Origin of the sequence: Pseudomonas sp. NPDC098740 (assembly GCF_044760065.1) — a bacterium.
In the GTDB taxonomy this organism is placed as follows: Bacteria; Pseudomonadota; Gammaproteobacteria; order Pseudomonadales; family Pseudomonadaceae; genus Aquipseudomonas; species Aquipseudomonas rossensis.
Genome location: NZ_JBIWAM010000001.1, coordinates 466,797 through 485,240 on the forward strand (window position 1 = coordinate 466,797; position 18,444 = coordinate 485,240).

16 protein-coding genes are annotated in these 18,444 nt (G+C 60.5%); 5 read left to right on the plus strand and 11 right to left on the minus strand.

The genetic code is table 11. The features are described from left to right. Positions 1–76: 76 nt before the first annotated feature. From ACIQU2_RS02335 to ACIQU2_RS02355, 5 genes are all read right to left on the minus strand, one after another. On the minus strand, positions 77–1,096 hold the full coding sequence (locus tag ACIQU2_RS02335; protein WP_403138195.1) for a branched-chain amino acid aminotransferase: 1,020 nt from the start codon (positions 1,094–1,096) through the stop codon (positions 77–79). A gap of 308 nt (positions 1,097–1,404) precedes the next feature. Continuing rightward, positions 1,405–2,787 (minus strand): dihydrolipoyl dehydrogenase, encoded by a 1,383-nt coding sequence (gene lpdA, locus ACIQU2_RS02340; protein ID WP_403138198.1) that lies wholly within the window; start codon positions 2,785–2,787, stop codon positions 1,405–1,407. 17 nt (positions 2,788–2,804) lie between these two features. Beyond that, complete coding sequence (locus ACIQU2_RS02345; RefSeq protein WP_403138202.1) at positions 2,805–4,076, minus strand: dihydrolipoamide acetyltransferase family protein; 1,272 nt, start codon at positions 4,074–4,076, stop codon at positions 2,805–2,807. Next, positions 4,077–5,135 carry an alpha-ketoacid dehydrogenase subunit beta gene (locus ACIQU2_RS02350; protein ID WP_347805151.1) on the minus strand — a complete coding sequence of 353 codons (1,059 nt, stop codon included), beginning with the start codon at positions 5,133–5,135 and terminating at the stop codon, positions 4,077–4,079. 1 nt (position 5,136) lies between these two features. Beyond that, positions 5,137–6,372, minus strand: coding sequence for a 3-methyl-2-oxobutanoate dehydrogenase (2-methylpropanoyl-transferring) subunit alpha (locus ACIQU2_RS02355; RefSeq protein WP_347805152.1), 1,236 nt, complete (start codon positions 6,370–6,372; stop codon positions 5,137–5,139). 185 nt (positions 6,373–6,557) lie between these two features. Between ACIQU2_RS02355 and bkdR the strand changes: the two genes are divergently transcribed. Beyond that, the gene (gene bkdR, locus ACIQU2_RS02360; RefSeq protein ID WP_046048920.1) at positions 6,558–7,043 is read left to right on the plus strand and encodes a Bkd operon transcriptional regulator BkdR; all 486 of its coding nucleotides are present in this window, start codon (positions 6,558–6,560) and stop codon (positions 7,041–7,043) included. Positions 7,044–7,158: 115 nt separating this feature from the next. On the opposite strand, the gene ACIQU2_RS02365 is transcribed toward bkdR, so the two are convergent. After that, entirely contained in the window at positions 7,159–8,022 is an 864-nt protein-coding gene (locus tag ACIQU2_RS02365; RefSeq protein WP_403138206.1) for an MBL fold metallo-hydrolase, read from the minus strand. A gap of 159 nt (positions 8,023–8,181) precedes the next feature. Here ACIQU2_RS02365 and ACIQU2_RS02370 point away from each other — a divergent pair, with 159 nt between their 5' ends. From ACIQU2_RS02370 to nahK, 4 genes are all read left to right on the plus strand, one after another. Next, on the plus strand, positions 8,182–8,988 hold the full coding sequence (locus ACIQU2_RS02370; RefSeq protein WP_347805154.1) for a sulfite exporter TauE/SafE family protein: 807 nt from the start codon (positions 8,182–8,184) through the stop codon (positions 8,986–8,988). 209 nt (positions 8,989–9,197) lie between these two features. Then, complete coding sequence (locus ACIQU2_RS02375; RefSeq protein WP_403138209.1) at positions 9,198–10,382, plus strand: porin; 1,185 nt, start codon at positions 9,198–9,200, stop codon at positions 10,380–10,382. Between the two features lie 311 nt (positions 10,383–10,693). Further along, positions 10,694–11,857, plus strand: a complete 1,164-nt coding sequence (gene nosP, locus ACIQU2_RS02380) for a nitric oxide-sensing protein NosP (protein WP_403138212.1) — start codon at positions 10,694–10,696, stop codon at positions 11,855–11,857. Next, positions 11,826–14,420 (plus strand): hybrid sensor histidine kinase/response regulator NahK/ErcS', encoded by a 2,595-nt coding sequence (nahK, locus tag ACIQU2_RS02385; RefSeq protein WP_403138315.1) that lies wholly within the window; start codon positions 11,826–11,828, stop codon positions 14,418–14,420. Before nosP ends, nahK begins: the two co-directional genes overlap by 32 nt. Before the next feature lie 113 nt (positions 14,421–14,533). Here the strand turns inward: nahK and ACIQU2_RS02390 are convergent, their stop codons facing one another. The 5 genes from ACIQU2_RS02390 to ACIQU2_RS02410 all read right to left on the minus strand — a co-directional run bounded on the left by ACIQU2_RS02390 (position 14,534) and on the right by ACIQU2_RS02410 (position 18,416). Beyond that, entirely contained in the window at positions 14,534–15,196 is a 663-nt protein-coding gene (locus tag ACIQU2_RS02390) for a response regulator transcription factor (protein WP_008149733.1), read from the minus strand. Positions 15,197–15,252: 56 nt separating this feature from the next. Next, entirely contained in the window at positions 15,253–15,810 is a 558-nt protein-coding gene (locus tag ACIQU2_RS02395; protein WP_403138215.1) for a PQQ-dependent catabolism-associated CXXCW motif protein, read from the minus strand. A gap of 115 nt (positions 15,811–15,925) precedes the next feature. Next, a complete protein-coding gene (locus ACIQU2_RS02400) occupies positions 15,926–16,717 on the minus strand; it encodes an ABC transporter permease (RefSeq protein ID WP_403138218.1) in 792 nt (263 codons plus the stop codon). Continuing rightward, on the minus strand, positions 16,714–17,445 hold the full coding sequence (locus tag ACIQU2_RS02405) for an ABC transporter ATP-binding protein (RefSeq protein WP_134421671.1): 732 nt from the start codon (positions 17,443–17,445) through the stop codon (positions 16,714–16,716). The genes ACIQU2_RS02400 and ACIQU2_RS02405 overlap by 4 nt, the downstream gene beginning before the upstream one ends. Further along, positions 17,442–18,416 carry a YVTN family beta-propeller repeat protein gene (locus tag ACIQU2_RS02410; protein WP_403138221.1) on the minus strand — a complete coding sequence of 325 codons (975 nt, stop codon included), beginning with the start codon at positions 18,414–18,416 and terminating at the stop codon, positions 17,442–17,444. Before ACIQU2_RS02410 ends, ACIQU2_RS02405 begins: the two co-directional genes overlap by 4 nt. Positions 18,417–18,444: the final 28 nt, after the last annotated feature.

An 18,444-nucleotide genomic window follows, 5' to 3' on the forward strand; every position in this document is an offset into this window, starting at 1 on the left:
AAAAACGACCGGCCAACAAAAAGCCCACCCGACGCATTCGCGAGGGGTGGGCTTTTTTAGTGCCTGAAGCGCTGGATCAAACCTTGACGATCCAACCCGCTGGCGCTTCGATGTCGCCGGTCTGTACACCTGTCAGCTCTTTGTAGAGCTTCTGGGTGACCGGGCCGACTTCGGTTTCGCTGTGGAACACGTGCAGTTTGTCGTTGTAGCTGATGCCGCCGATCGGTGTGATCACCGCGGCAGTACCGCAAGCACCGGCTTCCTTGAAGTCGGACAGCTTGTCGATGAACACGTCGCCTTCGACCACTTCCAGGCCCAGACGCGATTTTGCCAGCTCGATCAACGACAGACGGGTGATGCCCGGCAGGACCGACGGCGAGTTCGGGGTCACGAACTTGTTGTCGTGGGTGATCCCGAAGAAGTTGGCCGAGCCGACTTCTTCGATTTTCGTGTGGGTCATCGGGTCCAGGTAGATGCAGTCGGCGAAGTGGGCTTTCTTGGCCTGGGAACCTGGCATCAGGCTGGCCGCGTAGTTACCACCGACTTTGGCTGCACCGGTGCCTTGTGGGGCGGCGCGGTCGTAGCTGGAGATCAGGAAGTTGTGCGGGGTCAGGCCGCCCTTGAAGTAAGCGCCGACCGGGATGGCGAAGATCGAGAAGATGAACTCGGGGGCGGTACGCACACCGATGTTGTCACCCACGCCAATCACGAACGGACGCAGGTACAGCGCGCCGCCGGTGCCGTAAGGCGGGATGAAACGCTCGTTGGCGCGGACCACTTTCTTGCAGGCTTCGACGAACTGTTCGGTGGACACCTGTGGCATCAGCAGGCGCGCGCAGCTGCGTTGCATGCGTGCGGCGTTCTGGTCCGGGCGGAACAGGTTGATCGAACCGTCCTTGCAACGATAGGCCTTCAGCCCTTCGAAGCATTGCTGGCCATAGTGAAGGGCAGTGGAACCTTCGCTGATGTGCAGCACATTGTCTTCGGTCAGGGTGCCTTTGTCCCACTCGCCATTACGCCAGTGCGACAGATAGCGCTTGTCTGTCTTGATGTAGTCAAAACCCAACTTGTCCCAATTGATGCTTTCGTTACCCATGACACCCTCTATCACTTAACAACCGCCGAAACGGTTCAAGGCTTCTGACGTTTTTCTGGATGGGGACAACAATACTTCATTCCGCGGCGATTTCGCAGCCGGAATTCAATCTCTGCGACCATCGATGCACCCGATGCACCCGATGTAGCAGCTGTCGAGCACCGCGAGGCAGCGTTCGGCGGCGAAGCCGTCGTATTCCGGCTGACTCGCTACGCCTGAAAGCACGCGGTGGCAGGTTTTGCGACGACTTCGTCGCCGAACGCTGCCTCGCGTTGCTCGTCAGCTGCTACAAGGGTTTGCGTCTGGTTTTAGAGGTGCAGCGCATGACCAAGGGCCCGCAACGCCGCTTCCTGCACAGCTTCGCCCAAGGTCGGATGCGCGTGGATGGTGCCGGCAATGTCTTCCAGCCGGGCGCCCATTTCCAGGCTCTGACCGAACGCCGTCGACAATTCCGACACGCCCACACCGACTGCTTGCCAACCGACAATCACATGATTGTCACGCCGCGCCACGACCCGCACGAAGCCGCTTTTCGATTCCAACGTCATCGCTCGACCATTGGCCGCAAACGGGAAACTGGAAACGATGCAGTCCAGACCCGCCGCCTTGACGTCGTCCGGTGTCCTGCCGACCACCACCAGTTCCGGGTCGGTAAAGCACACGGCGGCGATGGCGGTCGGGTTGAACTCGCGGGATTTACCGCTGATCAGTTCGGCAACCATCTCGCCCTGAGCCATGGCCCGGTGGGCCAGCATCGGTTCGCCGCTCAGGTCGCCGATGGCATACACGTTGCGCATGCTGGTCTGGCAGCGGTTGTCGATCTTGATCGCCGAGCCGTTCATGTCCAGGTTCAAACCTTCGAGGTTCCAACCCTGGGTGTTCGGTTTGCGGCCGACGGCCACCAGCACCTGATCGGTTTCCAGGTTCAGGGTGTCACCATTCGGATCAAGCACTTGCAGTGTGTTGCTAGCAGAATCAAAGCCTTGGACGCTGTGCTTCAAGTAAAGCTTTATACCGAGCTTCTTCAGTTCGTCATGCACAGGCTGCGTCAGTTCGGCGTCGTAGGCCGGCAGGATGCGATCCTGGGCCTCGACCACGCTGACCTCGGCACCGAGCTTGCGATAGGCAATCCCCAGCTCCAGACCGATGTAACCGCCACCGACCACGATCAGCCGTTTCGGCACGGACGTCGGCGCCAGGGCTTCGGTGGAGGAGATGATCGGCCCGCCAATCGGCAGCATCGGCAGGTTCACGCTTTTCGAACCGGTGGCCAGCACCAGGTGCTCGCACTGAATGCGCGTGTCGCCGACGTCCACGGTCTTGCCGTCAACGACTTTGGCCCAGCCTTGAATGACCTGGACTTTGTTCTTTTTCAGCAATGCCGACACGCCGGTGGTCAGGCGATCAACGATGCCGTCCTTCCACTCGACACTCTTGCTGATATCGAGCGTCGGCGCCGACACGCTGATGCCCAACGCCGAATGCTGGCTGTGATGCTGCGTCTGGTGAAACTGTTCGGCGACGTGGATCAACGCCTTGGACGGAATGCAGCCGATGTTCAGGCAAGTGCCGCCCAGTGATTCGCCTTCAACCAGAATGGTCGAGATCCCCAGCTGACCGGCACGAATCGCCGTCACATAACCGCCAGGGCCGCCGCCGATGATCAGCAGCGTGGTGTTTAAAGTTTGCATGCCTGCTCCACTCATAATCAGTCCACAAACAGGGTGGCGGGTTGTTCGAGCAAGCCACGAATGGCCTGGATGAATTGCGCCGCGTCCATGCCATCGACCACGCGGTGATCGAAGGAGCTGGAGAGGTTCATCATCTTGCGAATCACGATCTGGCCTTTGACGACCATCGGGCGTTCGACGATTTTGTTGACGCCCACGATCGCCACTTCCGGCAGGTTCAGCACCGGGGTGCTGACGATACCGCCCAAGGCGCCGAGGCTGGTCAGGGTGATGGTCGAGCCGGACAGCTCATCGCGGCTGGCCTTGCCATTACGGGCAGCGGTAGCGAGGCGAGAAATTTCCTGAGCGCTGTCCCACAGGCTGCGGGTTTCGGCGTGACGGACTACCGGCACCATCAAACCGATGTCGGCTTGGGTGGCGATGCCCACGTGCACGGCGCCGAGGCGGGTGATGACCTGGGCTTCGTCGTCGTAACGGGCGTTGATCTGCGGGAAGTCGCGCAGGGCAACGACCAATGCGCGGACCAGGAACGGCAACAAGGTCAGCTTGCCGCGGGTCGCGCCGTGTTTTTCGTTCAGATGAGCGCGCAGTTCTTCCACGGCGGTGACGTCGATTTCCTCGACGTAACTGAAGTGAGCGGCGCGCTGAGTGGCGTCCTGCATACGCTGGGCGATCTTGCGGCGCATGCCGATGACCGGGATTTGTTCTTCGTCATTACGCTGGGCGTAAGCGGCGGCAGCGGTGGATTGCGGCTGCTGACCCTGGGCCAAATAGGCGTCGAGGTCTTCGTGCAGCACCCGACCGGCAGGGCCGGTGCCACGCACCAGACGCAATTGAATGCCGAGGTCCAGCGCATGTTTGCGCACGGCCGGGGAGGCCAGCGGACGCTCATCAGCCTCGCGAGCAACCATCGGGCCTTGGCATACGGCAGCTCGTGGCGCTGCAGCGGCGACCGGTTTGCTTTCAACAGCGGCTGCAACTTTCGGCGCCGCAACCGGCGCTTCTTTAACAGGTGCAGGCTGAGCCGACTCTTTAACGTTGCCCGCGCCTTCGACTTCAATGCTGATCAGGATGCTGCCAACCGCCATGACTTCGCCGGGCACACCGCCCAGCGCGATCACCTTGCCGTTCACCGGTGACGGAATGTCGACCATCGCCTTGTCAGTCATGACATCAGCCAGTACCTGATCTTCGACGACCATGTCGCCGACTTTGACGTGCCAAACCGACAGTTCAACTTCTGCAATGCCTTCACCAATGTCCGGCATTTTAATAACGTGCGTGCCCATTCAGACCTCCATAACCCGATGCAAAGCCGCGCCCACTCGGGACGGACCAGGGAAATACGCCCACTCTTGTGCGTGCGGGTAGGGAGTGTCCCAACCGGTGACGCGTTCGATAGGCGCTTCCAGGTAGTGGAAGCAGTGCTCTTGCACCAGGGCGACCAGTTCGGCGCCGAAACCGCAGGTGCGGGTCGCTTCGTGAACGATCACGCAGCGGCCGGTTTTCTTCACCGACTTGACGATGGTGTCCAGGTCAAGCGGCCACAGGCTGCGCAGGTCGATGACTTCAGCGTCGATACCGGTTTCTTCAGCCGCCACTTGCGACACGTAAACGGTGGTGCCGTAAGTCAGGATGGTCACGTCCTTGCCCGGGCGGGTGATGGCGGCCACGTCCAGCGGCACGGTGTAGTAACCGTCCGGCACTTGCGCGGCCGGGTGTTTCGACCACGGGGTAACCGGGCGTTCGTGGTGACCGTCGAACGGGCCGTTGTACAGGCGTTTTGGCTCGAGGAAGATCACCGGGTCATCGTTTTCGATGGAGGCGATCAACAAGCCTTTGGCGTCGTAAGGGTTGGACGGCATGACCGTGCGTAAACCGCAGACCTGGGTGAACATCGCTTCGATGCTCTGGCTGTGCGTCTGGCCGCCGTAGATGCCGCCGCCGCAAGGCATGCGCAGGGTCATCGGCGCGGTGAACTCGCCGGCCGAGCGATAACGCAGGCGGGCGGCTTCGGAAATGATCTGGTCCGACGCCGGGTAAACGTAATCGGCGAACTGGATCTCGGCAACCGGCCGCAGACCATAAGCACCCATACCGACGGCGACGCCGACGATGCCGCTTTCGGAGATCGGTGCGTCGAACACCCGGGAGGTGCCGTACTTGCTCTGCAGGCCTTCGGTGCAACGGAACACGCCGCCGAAGTAGCCGACGTCCTGGCCGAACACCACGACGTTGTCGTCACGCTCAAGCATCACATCCATGGCCGAGCGCAGGGCCTGGATCATGGTCATGGTGGTCGTGGTCATGGCGGTTTCCAACTCGATTTTGTTGTTGTGATCGTTCATGTCAGATCCCCAACTCTTGACGCTGGCGCTTCAAGTGCTCCGGCATCTCTTTGTAGACGTCTTCGAACATGGTCGCGGCGCTCGGAATCTGGCCGCCGGCGAGGGTGCCGTACTGCTCGGCTTCTTTCTGCGCGGCGATCACTTCGGCTTCGAGTTCGGCGCTGACGGCGACGTGTTCCTCTTCGGACCACTGACCGATTTTCACCAGGTGCTGCTTCAGACGCACAATCGGGTCGCCCAACGGGAAGTAGCTCCAGTCGTCGGCAGGACGGTATTTGGATGGATCATCAGAAGTCGAGTGTGGACCGGCGCGGTAGGTGACCCATTCGATCATGGTCGGGCCGAGGTTGCGGCGGGCGCGTTCAGCAGCCCAGGCAGAGGCGGCGTAGACCGCGACGAAATCGTTGCCATCGACCCGCAGGGAGGCAATGCCGCAACCGACGCCACGACCGGCAAAGGTAGTCGCTTCACCACCGGCAATCGCCTGGAACGTGGAGATCGCCCACTGGTTGTTGACCACGTTGAGGATCACTGGTGCACGGTAAACGTGGGCGAAGGTGAGGGCGGTGTGGAAGTCGGATTCAGCGGTAGCGCCGTCGCCGATCCAGGCCGAGGCGATTTTGGTGTCGCCCTTGATCGCCGAGGCCATGCCCCAACCCACACCCTGTACGAACTGGGTGGCGAGGTTGCCGGAAATAGTGAAGAAACCGAAGTCTTTGACCGAATACATGATTGGCAACTGACGTCCCTTGAGCGGATCACGCTCGTTGGACAGCAGCTGGCAGATCAGGTCCACCAGCGGCACTTCGCGCGCCATCAGGATGCTTTGCTGACGGTAGGTGGGGAAGCACATGTCGTCGATGTTCAAGGCCAGGGCCTGGGCGCTGCCGATGGCTTCTTCGCCAAGGCTCTGCATGTAGAACGACATTTTTTTCTGACGCTGGGCGACGACCATGCGGTTGTCGAAGATCCGCGTCTTGAGCATGGCGCGCATGCCTTTACGCAAGATCTCGACCGGCACGCCTTCGCCCCAAGGACCGAGGGCATTGCCCTCGTCATCGAGCACGCGAATCAGGCCCTTGGCCAGATCAGCCGTGTCGGCCGGTTCAACGTCGATTGGGGGTTTGCGCACCGTGCCCGCGTCGGTCAAACGCAGGTAGGAGAAGTCGGTTTTGCAGCCAGGACGGCCCGATGGTTCGGGAACGTGCAGTTGCAGCGGTTCGTACGCTTGGTTCATGGCTTCTACGCTCGATCTTGTGAATTTCTTGTAGTGAGCTGACGGTCATTCTTCGATGAAAGAAATCTTGTCCTACAACAATCATAGGCCGGGCCAAGAAGAATATTTCTCTCTGTTTCGTTGCGTTGGCGATCATTTGAGGATAAAAAATCTGCATAAACATAAAAAACAGGTGGTTTTGTCTCATGCGCAAACTGGACCGTACCGATATCGGCATTTTGAACAGCCTTCAGGAGAACGCGCGCATCACCAACGCCGACCTCGCACGCTCGGTCAACCTGTCGCCAACCCCGTGCTTCAACCGGGTCAAGGCGATGGAAGAATTGGGCCTGATTCGCGAGCAAGTGACCCTGCTGGATGCCGAGCTGCTGGGGCTGCACGTCAACGTGTTCATTCACGTCAGCCTGGAAAAACAGGTGGAGGAGGCGTTGCAGCATTTCGAGGAGGCGATCTCGGATCGCCCGGAAGTGATGGAGTGCTATTTGATGGCCGGCGACCCGGACTATTTGATTCGGGTGCTGGTGCCGACCATTCAGTCGCTGGAGCGCTTCATGATGGACTTCCTCACCAAAGTCCCCGGCGTCGCAAACATCCGTTCGAGCTTTGCGCTCAAGCAGGTGCGCTATAAAACGGCGCTGCCGTTGCCGGCCAACGGATTGACCCTGGCCTGACGGCAAGATCAAAAGATCGCAGGCTTCGCCAGCTCCTACCGGGTTTGGACCATCCGCAAGATCACGGTCGTACCCGGTCAATGTAGGAGCTGCCGCAGGCTGCGATCTTTTGATCTTAAAGTTTGTTTAGGGGGATTTTCAGATAGGTCACGCCATTGACCTCGGCCGGCGGCAAATTCCCCGCCCGCACATTCACCTGAATCGCCGGCAGTAACAGCGTCGGCATGCCCAACCCCGCATCGCGCTGGGTGCGCATGGCGACGAACGCGGCTTCGTCGATACCGTCATGGATATGAATGTTGCTTTTGCGCTGCTCGCCCACCGTACTCATGCACTGCGGTTCACGATCCTCGGGCGGGTAATCGTGGCAGACATAAAGTCGAACGCCGGCAGGGAAAGCCAGCAGCTTGTGAATCGAAGCAAACATCTGATTGGCGTTACCGCCGGGGAAGTCGCAGCGCGCGGTGCCCACGTCCGGCATGAATAGCGTATCGCCCACCAGAATCACATCGCTGTCGATCAGATAAGCCATGTCCGCTGGCGTGTGGCCGGGCACGTGCAGCGCCGTGGCTTTCAGATTGCCGATGCGGAACGATTCATCTGGCGCGAACAGGTGATCGAACTGCGAACCATCGATACAGAATTCCGGCTCAAGGTTGAACAGGGTCTTGAACACGCCCTGAACCTTGCTGATCGACTGACCAATCGCAATCTTCCCGCCCAGTTCCCGACGCAGATAAGGCGCGGCGGACAGGTGATCGGCATGGGCGTGGGTTTCCAGCAGCCATTGCACCTGCAGCTGATGTTGGCGAACGAAGGCGATGATCTTGTCGGCCTGGGTGGTGGCGGTTCGCCCGGCGGCGGGGTCGTAGTCGAGCACCGGGTCGACGATTGCGCATTGGCCGCCATCGTTTTCATAGATCACGTAGCTGAAGGTCGACGAGGCAGGGTCTAAAAAAGCTTCAATCAAGGCGGGCATGGTGGCCGTTTCTTTCTGGACAAGCTTGAGGGTAGTTTCATTTTCCCTACGCTGACCAGCCCGTATCAATTCAATTAATGAAAAAAGCTGCGCGGCCTCTATCCTGTCAGTCATCGATACCGGGCGCTCCCGGCTTTTTTTGCAAATCACGAGTGTTTTATGTTGCTGGCAAGTTTCTTTGGCGTGGTGATGGGGTTGGTCCTCGGTTTAACCGGGGCCGGTGGCGGGATTCTTGCGGTGCCGGCGTTGGTGTTGGGGCTGGGTTTGACCATGACCCAGGCCGCGCCGGTCGCGCTGTTCGCGGTGGGCAGTGCGGCGGCTGTCGGCGCCATTGACGGGTTGCGCCATGGTCTGGTGCGTTATCGCGCAGCCTTGCTGATCGCCCTGCTGGGGGCGGTTTTTTCGCCGGTCGGCATCTACTTCGCCCATCAGTTGCCGGAAAAAATCCTGATGATCCTGTTCAGCCTGCTGATGGTCATGGTGGCCTGGCGGATGCTGCGTCGTGAGCGCCAGGACGAAGGTCCAAGCGACCACGGGCACGCCAACTGGGGCCAGAAGAACTGCATGCTCGATCAGCAGACCGGGCGCTTTTCCTGGACCGCCAAGTGCACCGCGACCCTCGCAGCACTGGGCGCGGTGACCGGTGTGGTCTCCGGGCTGCTCGGGGTGGGCGGCGGCTTCCTGATCGTCCCGGCATTCAAGCAACTGACCGATGTGCAGATGCGCGGAATCGTCGCCACGTCGTTGATGGTGATCAGCCTGATTTCCGCCATCGGCGTGATTGGCGCGTTTCAGGCCGGGGTGCGAATCGACGGTTTGGGCGCGGCGTTTATCGTCGCGAGCATCGTCGGCATGATCATCGGCCGAAGACTTTGCGCGAGAGTACCGGCCCGGGGTTTGCAGATCGGCTTCGCCAGCATCTGTGTCGTGGTCGCCGCTTACATGCTGTTTAGAGCGGGTGGCTAGCGAGTACCAATTCTTGTGGACGCCAGTCCGTCCCACAGGCGTACACCCAAAGTTCCGAGCCTCGTCGACGGACGGTCTTACACCGAACTTGCCGCGCATAACCTGCCACTCCAAAGCACTTCAAAACCGCCTCCAAGGCAGCGTATGACGCCGCCGGTCAGCTTTCGATAATCGCCTCCGACATCCAGTCCCCCGCTGCGGAGCGCGTCATGCACAACAATAAGAACATCAAGCATCGTTTCTTGCCTGCCTTCATCGCCAGCCTGTCGACCCTCGGTTTGAGCTCGATGGCCGAGGCCGAGATCATGCTGTACGACAAGGACCAGACCACGTTTTCCACCGACGGCTACATCAACGCCTTCTATGTGAACAGCGATGTGGACCGTGCCGGCGACCAGTTCGACCGGAAGCAGGCGCGGGTCAAAATGGGTTTTCTGCCCAACTACCTGGGCTTCAACATGAGCAAGCAGGTCGATGACCTCAAGCTCGGCGCCCGGTCCTCCTTCTGGGTGACCATCAACGACAGCGAAACCAACGGCACCGATACCGCCATCGACGTGCGGCAGTTCTACGGCACCGTGGCCAACCCGGAGTGGGGCGAAGTGCTGATCGGCAAGGACTTCGGCCTGTTCGCCCGCTCCAACATCCTGCTGGATGAAATGCTCGCCGGTTACGGCCAGGTCAGCGATTCCCTGGGGCTGGTGGACGGTGGCGGTGTGTCGTTCGGCAACATCGGCACGGGCTATCCGTATCCGTTCCCGACGTCGCAGATTACCTATCGCACGCCGGTGATGGAGGGCTTGCGGGTGGCGGTGGGGATCATGGATCCGGTGGACACCAACGACAGCAGTCCATTGGGCAAGGCGTATCAGGAGAATCCGCGCACCGAGAGCGAGATCACCTATCAGTTCGACGTTGCCGGGGCGAAGATCTACAGCTGGGTCAACGGCAGCTACCAGACGTCGGACAATACCGATTCCACCGTCGAGTCCGTCACCTCCAAAGGCGTCGGCTATGGCGTGCAGGCGAAAATGGGCGGCTTGTCCCTCACCGGCTCCGGCTTCCAGGCCAAGGGCATCAACCCGTTCTTCACCAACAACGCCGGCGAACCGACCCTGCGCAACGTCGACAGTGACGGCTACTTGCTGCAGGGCTCTTACAAACTGGGCAAGAACCGGTTGGCCTTGTCTTACGGCAAGACCAACGACGACGGCAATGGCGTGGTCGGCAGCGGCGCGGACTACGAAACACGCGGCATTGCGCTGTTCCATGACGTCAACGACAACCTCAAGCTGGTGGCCGAGTACAACCAGTTCGCAATCAACGGCCACGACACCAGCGACCAGAACGAAGACACCGACACCTTTGCGGTGGGGGCGGTGCTGACCTGGTAACCCCTCGACCAGAGCCATACCCGATCTGTAGCAGCTGTCGAGCACCGCGAGGCAGCGTTCGGCGGCGAAGCCGTCGTAAAACCTCCAACCTGGTTTTTTCAGGCAAACCGCGTCAGCCGGGATGACGACGGCTTCGCCGCCGAACGCTGCCTCGCGGTGCTCGACAGCTGCTCCAGAGTTTGAGTCGTCCTTAATGACCTTACAGACTCTCATCCCATCGAAGCGGCTACCCGCTACCCAAGTAGCATACGTAGCAGCTCACAGGCTTCGTACACTCGAACCTCATACATGCGCACCTGCGGGAGGCGACGATGCAGCAGGTCCAGAATGAAGGTGTGGTCAGTGCAATGTCCCAGGCCACCGATGCCCAGCAGGTGGCCCAGGAGCTGGCGCGACAACTGTTGCATCCGCACTTGGGCTTCGTGCTGTTCTTCTGTTCCGCCGAGTACGACTTGCAGGCGCTGGGCCAGGCCTTGCAACAAAGCTTCGGCGGAATTCGCCTGGTGGGTTGCACCAGCGCCGGGGAAATCACGCCCTTGGGCTACGGTCGCAACTGCGTGACCGCGGTGGGCTTCGACCATCGGCATTTCTCCATCGACGCCGAACTGATTTCCGAGATGGAGCGCTTCAGCCTTATCGACGCCCAGCAAATGGTCGAGCGACTGGTCAGTGGCTGTCGCAGCAACACCCTGGCGCCGATCAAGGGCAACAGCTTTGCGCTGACCCTGCTCGATGGTTTGTCCAGTCGTGAAGAAATGGTCCTTGCGGCCCTGAGCGCGGCGTTGGGCGACATTCCGCATTTCGGCGGTTCGGCCGGCGACGACAATTACCTGACCCACACCCACGTCTATTTTAATGGCGGGTTCCACAGCGGCGCGGCGGTGGTGGTGCTGGTCAACACCTGGCTCGACTTCGAAGTCTTCACCACCCACCACATCTTGCCTCGGGCGGAAAAACTGGTGGTCACCGGGGCTGACAGCGCCTCGCGCCGGGTCTTTGAACTCAATGCCGAGCCGGCCGCCGAGGAGTACGCCCGGCACATCGGTGTGCCGGTGGCCGAGCTCGATCATCGGATCTTCGCCGCGCACCCCTTGGCCGTGCGGATCAACGATCAGTATTACGTGCGGGCGATCCAGCAGGTTCATCCGGACCTGAGCCTGAGTTTCTACTGCGCGGTGGAAAACGGCATCGTCCTCACCGTCATGACGCCCGGCCCGATGCTGCCGAACCTGCAAACCCTGTTCGAAGGCTTGCAGGAGCGCCTCGGCGACCTGTTGCTGACCATCGGCTGCGACTGCTTTCTCAGGCGTCTGGAACTGGAAGACGGCGGCAGTCTGGAGCAGATTGGAACGTTTTTGCGTGACCAACGGGTTATGGGTTTCAACACCTACGGAGAACAGTTCAATGGCATGCATATCAACCAGACCTTCACCGGGGTTGCCATTGCCCGAGGCCGGTCCCCTGGACACCGTTGATCTTCAAGCGCAGATCGCCAGCCTGCAGCGCGACAACCACAAACTGCAGCGCATCAATGGCGCGCTGATCGAGCGGATCGAGTCCGGCATCACCCGCGGCAACGACCCCTACGCGGCGTTCCAGCATTCGGTGGTGCTGGCCGAGCAGGTGCGTGAGCGCACCGACGCCTTGAACCAGGCCATGGCCGAACTCAAGTCGGGCAATCACTTGCTCAGCGAGGCACGGCTGCGCGCGGAAACCGCGCATCAGCATTTGATCGATGCGATCGAGAGCATTTCCGATGCGTTTGTGCTGTTCGATGCGGACCAGCGAATCGTCTTGTTCAACAGCCGCTTCAAGGCCTTCTGGGGCAACAGCCGAGTGCGGATCAACGCCGGTATGCGCCTGGCCGAGGTCAAGCGATTGATGTCCGCCACCGGGCTGTTTACTGAAGAGCCGCGGGGTCACGCCGACGAAAACCTGCTCTATCGCCTGCAAGACGGTCGCTGGTTGCAAGTCAGCGAACGGCCGACTCAGGAAGGCGGGCGGGTGATCCTGTTCACCGACATTACCGACGTTAAACTCAGCGAAACCGTGCGCCGCGAGCAGGCGGTCGCGCAGAAATCCCATTTGTTGCAACGGGCGGTCGACAACCTGTCTCAAGGGGTGGCGATGGTCAACGCCGAGGGCATTCTGGAGTTGTGGAACCGACGTTTCCTCGAACTGAGTGGCTTGGCGCCGGTGGCGGCTCATCGACCGTTCGCCGAGGTGATCGGCGACAGCGAGTTGAACCTGCTGACCCCGGCCAGTCGCGATGCAAACGGGCGGCACGTGCAGGAATGCGAGCAGCGCCTCTACGATGGCCGGGTGCTGGAAATCCGCACCCACCCGTTGCCCACCGGCGGCTTCGTCAACACCTTCACCGACATCACCGAACGCTACCAACACGCCGAAGCGCTGAGCGAAAGCGAGCGCTGGATTCGCCTGATCACCGACCATGTGCCGGCGTTGATTGCCTACCTGAATGCCGATCTGGTCTACGAGTTCACCAACAAGGTGTATGAAGAATGGTACTGCTGGCCTCGGGGCGTGATGCTTGGGCAGAGCCTGCGCGAAGTCCACAGCGAACAGCATTACCAGCGCCTGGAAGCCTACGTGGCCCGGGCCTTGGCCGGTGAGAGCGTGACGTTCGAGTTCGCCGAAACCAACATCAACAACCAGGAGCGCTACATGCTGCGCTCCTACGTACCCAATCGCCTGGCCACCGGGGAAGTGGTGGGGATCTTCGTGCTGATCCGCGACATCACCGAACGCCGCCGCACTGCCGAGGCGCTGCACCAGGCCTATCAGAATCTTGAGTTGCGGGTGCGCGAACGGACGGCAGAACTGACCACGCTCAACGACCAATTACTGCGTGAGATCGACGAGCGTCGGCGGGCGGAATCTCGCCTGCGTGAAGCCAAACTCGAGGCCGAGCAGGCCAACCTGTCGAAGACCAAGTTTCTCGCCGCCGTCAGTCATGACCTGCTGCAACCGCTCAACGCCGCGCGGCTGTTTACCAGCGCGTTGCTCGAACGGCGGGAGCCGGTGGCCAATGCGATTTTGGTGCGTAATGTCAGCAACTCCCTGGAAGATGTGGAGAGCCTGCTGGGTACGCTGGTCGACATCTCCAAACTGGATGCCGGGGTGATCAAGGCCGACATTGCGCCGTTTGCCCTGAGCGAATTGTTGGAAAACCTCGCGGCCGAGTACACCCAGGTGGCCTGCAGCGAAGGCCTGGAGCTGCATTTCATCCCTTGTTCCGCGCTGGTGCGCAGCGACATTCAGTTGCTGGCGCGGATTCTTCGAAATCTGCTGAGCAACGCCATTCGCTACACCTACAGCGGTCGTGTGGTGCTCGGTTGTAGGCGTCATCACCAGCGCCTGTCGATCGAGGTCTGGGACAGCGGCATGGGTATCGCCGAAAACCGCCTTGAGGAGATTTTTCAGGAGTTCAAACGCGGTGATGTACAGCGTCCAGATCAGGATCGCGGGTTAGGTCTGGGGCTGGCGATCGTGGAGAAGATTGCCGGGATTCTCGGTCACCGCATTCACGTGCGTTCGTGGCCGGGCAAGGGCTCAGTGTTTTCCGTCGAAGTACCTTTGAGTACTACGGCACCCAAGGCGCTACCGAGTCTGCTGATGAGTGAACCGATGCTTGAACGTCTGCGTGGGGCGCGGGTGTGGGTGCTGGATAACGACGCGGCCATATGCGCCGGCATGCGCACGTTGCTCGAAGGGTGGGGGTGTCTGGTGGTCACGGCACTGTCGGAGCAGGACTTGGCGCGGCAAGTGGACAACTATCACGAAGAAGCCGATTTGCTGATTGCCGACTATCACCTGGACGACGATCAGAACGGCGTCGATGCCGTGGCCCGGATCAACGCCCGTCGCGGCTCGGCCATTCCGGCAATGATGATTACTGCCAATTACAGCAATGAACTCAAGTTGCAGATCCGTGAGTTGGGGCACACCTTGATGCATAAGCCGGTGCGGCCGATGAAGCTGAAGACGGCGATGAGTCATTTGCTCGGTAGGCCTTGAGTTTTCTGGTGTCAGTGCTGGCCCCATCGCGAGCAAGCTCGCTCCCACACTAGATCTGATTCGACTCGGTCAATTGTGGGAGCGAGCTTGCTCGCGATGGAGTCGACGCGGTCTCAACGCCGTAAGTAAGACCCGAAATCAATATCCCCGGCACTCAAAATCGCCTGCACCCGATTGTGCACATTGAGTTTGCGCAGGATTGCCGAGACGTGGGCCTTGACCGTGGTTTCGGCGATTTCCAGGGTGTAGGCGATCTGTTTGTTCGACTCGCCCTTGGTCATGCGTTCGAGCACCAGCAACTGCTTGCGGGTCAAGGCCTGGAGCAATTCAGGTGGGAAGCTCGGGGCATCGTTCATGCGCCTTGTACCGCATTTTTGTGTGCGGATGATGTCCGGCGGCAAGTAGACATTGCCGTTGAGGATCTGCTGGATGGCCTCGGTCATCTGCACCCGTGGCGAGGATTTGGTGATGAAACCCACCGCGCCATAAGTGATGGCTTGCAGCACGACTTGTTTGTCCTGTTCGGCCGAGACGATCACCACCGGAATGGTCGGCGCCTCGTTGCGCAGGTTGATCAGGCCATTGAGGCCGTGCATGCCGGGCATGTTCAGGTCGAGCAGGATCAGGTCCAGGTCGTCGTGTTCCTGCGTCAGCACCAGGGCGCTGTCCAGGTCGGCGGTTTCCATCACCTCGCTGCCGGGGAAACCGTCGCTGATGACGTTATGAATGGCTTCGCGAAACAGCGGGTGATCGTCGGCAATCAGAATTTTGTACATAGCCTTTCACCTCATTATTTTGATTAGGGTGTGGCAACAACTCGCAAGCGTAAAGGTCAGGGAAAGGGCTCGGGCTGGGCCGGCGTTACGGGCAGGTTGGCTGCCTGCCAGGCGTCCAGGCCGTCGCGATACCAATACAGCGTCTTATAGCCCATGGCGGCGGCGCGCTTCACGGCGTTCCAGCTCAGCCAGCAATCAGAGCGGCAGTAGAAGACCAGCGGTTGCGCGAGATCACCTGCGGTCAATGAGTTCAGCTTACGCGCAAAATAGTCCTGCCAGCCGGGCGTCAGGTCACCGTCGCCGGTATTGGCCAGCCAATGGCTGCCGGGGAGGTTTTCGTGGGGCTGGTCCTCGATGAAACGTCCTTGCAACCACTGGCGGCGGTAGACGTCGATCAGCACCGGACGCGGTGTCTGGGTCAGCAGGATTTGCAGGGCCGCGGTATCGATGATGCCGGCCCCTTGTACTTGATTCGGGGTCGGACTGCGGTACAGACCGATGCGATAGCCGTCGGCGGAAAACAGCGGTGTTTCGGCCTGCGCGGCGCCCAGCAACAGGCTCAGCGATAGCGCAGCGAGAGAAGGGCGCAGCAGACGACGTCGGGCACGCGGCATGGGGTTCAATCCTTATAGTTATGAACCTATTACATGCCAGTCTCGGTGCGATTGGAATGCGACGATAGACAGGTAAAGCAGTACTAAAGTAGTAATTTCACCCTGTTCTGTGTTGTTAGCTGGATTTGCGCAATGCCGCATGTTGCGGGTTGAAGGTGAGCACCGCCAGCAATGAAAACACCAGCGTCAGCCCCACGCACACCGCCAGCGCCAACGGATTGAAGCGTTCATACAGGGCAAACCGCACCAGTTCCACCGCATGGGTGAACGGGTTCAACGCGCACAACCAGTACAACCACTCGCTGGACTCGCGCATCTTCCACAGCGGATACAGCGCCGACGACAGGAAAAACAGCGGGAAGATCACGAAATTCATCACCCCGGCAAAGTTCTCCAGCTGACGGATTGCGTTGGACAGCAACAAACCCAGCGCGCTGAGCATCAACGCCACCAACAGCAACGCCGGCAAGGCGATCAACAGCCCCATGGCCGGTGGCTGCACGCCGTACATCCAGGCAATCGCCAGAAATGCGTAGACCTGCAACAGCGAGATCAACGAGGTGGCCAACAATTTGCTGCACAGCAGGAAAGTCCGGGGCAGGGGGCTGGTCAGCAGCACGCGCATGCTGCCCATTTCCCGGTCGTAGACCATCGACAGCGAACCTTGCATGCCGTTGAACAGCAGGATCATGCAGGCAAGGCCAGGGATGATGTAGACCTCGTAGGGAATGTAGGTGTCGTAGGGCTCGATGATCGCGATCCCGAGTGCCGCGCGAAAACCGGCGGCGAACACCAGTAGCCACAGCAACGGCCGCACCAGTGCACTGAGAAACCGCGTGCGCTGCAACACAAAACGCAGCCATTCGCGTAGCACGATTCCGCTGAAACATTGCCAGTAGGCATTCATTGGGCGGCTCCTGAAGTCGTCAGTCGAGTGAAGGCCGAACCAAGGTCGCCGCCGTGTTCCAGGCTCAGGGCGTCGGCTTGTCCGCTGGCGACCAATCGGCCCTGATGAAGGATCAACAAGTCGTCGCTGGGCTGCACTTCATCCAGCAAATGGGTGGTCCAGAGCACGCTGATGTTCTGCTCGCGGCACAAACTGCGGATGTGCTGATTGAGCGCCAGCCGACTGGCCGGGTCGAGGCCGACGCTGGCCTCGTCGAGCAGCAGCAGGCGCGGTTCATGCAGCAACGCGCGGGCGATTTCCACCCGGCGACGGTGGCCGCCATTGAGTTCGCGAACCCGCTCGCGACGGCGTTCGGTCAAGGCCTGACGTGCCAGTTCGGCGTCGACCCGCAGGCTGGTCTGACGTCGGGACATCCCATGCAGTGCGGCGTGATAGCGCAGGTTCTGCTCGACGCTGAGGTCCAGATCCAATGTGCTTTGCTGAAACACCACACCCAATTGCTTGAGCGCCGGACGCGCCGCGTTGCGCAACGAACAGCCGCCGACCCGGATGTCTCCGCGCTGCACATCGTAGAGCCGGGTGAGCAGGGCAATCAGCGTGGATTTCCCCGCGCCGTTTGGCCCCAGCAATGCAGCGAAACGGCCAGGCGCCAGGCTGAAACTCACCTGACGCAATGCCTCTTTCGCACCATAAGCGAAACTCAGCTCGCTGACTTCCAGTGCGTTCATGGGGTCACCACCACGCCCCACGGATAACGCCCGACCTTGATCGACTTGGTGACCTTGAGGCTGTCGACATCGATCACCGACACGTCGCCGCTGACGCCGTTGGTGGCCAGCAATTGTTTTTGATCCGGGGTAAACGACATCTGCCAGACACGCCGGCCGACCAGCAGGTAATCAAGAATCTCGAAGGTCTTGGCGTCGATCACCGCCACATGATTGGCCGGGCCGAGCGCGACGAAGCCGTACTTGCCGTCGGCGCTGAGCTTGATCCCCACCGGCTGGACTTTGTCCGGGTGGACACCCTTGATCTGGAAGGTCAGGGTCTTGAGGATCTTGCGGGTGGCGACGTCGAGAATGGTCACCGTGCCGCCGATTTCCGCCGAGGCCCAGAGCTTCGAGCCATCCGGCGTGAACTCGACGAAGCGCGGTCGTTGATCCACCAGGGTGCTGTCGCCCAGGGTCTGGGTGCTGGTGTCGATCCAGTGCAGCATGTTGGTGGTTTCGCTGGTGTTCACCGCCCACTTGCCATCCGGGCTGACGGCCATGCCTTCGGGCTCGACGCCGACGTTGATCTGGCTCAGCACCTTGGAGGTTTCGGTGTCGATCACCGTCACCAGCGCATCGTCTTCGTTGGAAACGTACAGCCAGCGATTGTTGGGGTGCAGGGCGAACTGCTCAGGATCCTTGCCCGAGGGCAGTTCCTTGATGATCTTGCGGGTGGCCACGTCCATCACCTGGACCCGGTCCGAGTCGCTGGCGCAGATGTACAGCAGCTTGTTGTCGTGGGACAACAGCAGACCGCGGGGGCGCTGGCCGACGGGCAGGGTGTCGTTGACTTGCAGGGTCTGCAGGTCGATCAGGCTCAGGCTGTTGTCCTTTTCGTTGGAAACCCAGGCGGTGCTGGCCGCGGCCTGCCCGGCGGCAAGCAGCAGGGCCCAGAAAAGCAGGGAGCGGCAGAGCAGGGTGCGGCGCATGGTGGATTCCTTTTTGTTGTAGTTCTTG

Coding starts and splice junctions, on each gene's coding strand:
- ACIQU2_RS02365 (WP_403138206.1), bottom strand. CDS start 8,022: ATGCCCGCCTTGATTGAAGCTTTTTTAGACCCTGCCTCGTCGACCTTC.
- ACIQU2_RS02345 (WP_403138202.1), bottom strand. CDS start 4,076: ATGGGCACGCACGTTATTAAAATGCCGGACATTGGTGAAGGCATTGCA.
- ACIQU2_RS02350 (WP_347805151.1), bottom strand. CDS start 5,135: ATGAACGATCACAACAACAAAATCGAGTTGGAAACCGCCATGACCACG.
- ACIQU2_RS02390 (WP_008149733.1), bottom strand. CDS start 15,196: ATGTACAAAATTCTGATTGCCGACGATCACCCGCTGTTTCGCGAAGCC.
- ACIQU2_RS02355 (WP_347805152.1), bottom strand. CDS start 6,372: ATGAACCAAGCGTACGAACCGCTGCAACTGCACGTTCCCGAACCATCG.
- ACIQU2_RS02375 (WP_403138209.1), top strand. CDS start 9,198: ATGCACAACAATAAGAACATCAAGCATCGTTTCTTGCCTGCCTTCATC.
- nosP (WP_403138212.1), top strand. CDS start 10,694: ATGCAGCAGGTCCAGAATGAAGGTGTGGTCAGTGCAATGTCCCAGGCC.
- ACIQU2_RS02395 (WP_403138215.1), bottom strand. CDS start 15,810: ATGCCGCGTGCCCGACGTCGTCTGCTGCGCCCTTCTCTCGCTGCGCTA.
- ACIQU2_RS02335 (WP_403138195.1), bottom strand. CDS start 1,096: ATGGGTAACGAAAGCATCAATTGGGACAAGTTGGGTTTTGACTACATC.
- ACIQU2_RS02400 (WP_403138218.1), bottom strand. CDS start 16,717: ATGAATGCCTACTGGCAATGTTTCAGCGGAATCGTGCTACGCGAATGG.
- ACIQU2_RS02405 (WP_134421671.1), bottom strand. CDS start 17,445: ATGAACGCACTGGAAGTCAGCGAGCTGAGTTTCGCTTATGGTGCGAAA.
- lpdA (WP_403138198.1), bottom strand. CDS start 2,787: ATGCAAACTTTAAACACCACGCTGCTGATCATCGGCGGCGGCCCTGGC.
- bkdR (WP_046048920.1), top strand. CDS start 6,558: ATGCGCAAACTGGACCGTACCGATATCGGCATTTTGAACAGCCTTCAG.
- ACIQU2_RS02410 (WP_403138221.1), bottom strand. CDS start 18,416: ATGCGCCGCACCCTGCTCTGCCGCTCCCTGCTTTTCTGGGCCCTGCTG.
- ACIQU2_RS02370 (WP_347805154.1), top strand. CDS start 8,182: ATGTTGCTGGCAAGTTTCTTTGGCGTGGTGATGGGGTTGGTCCTCGGT.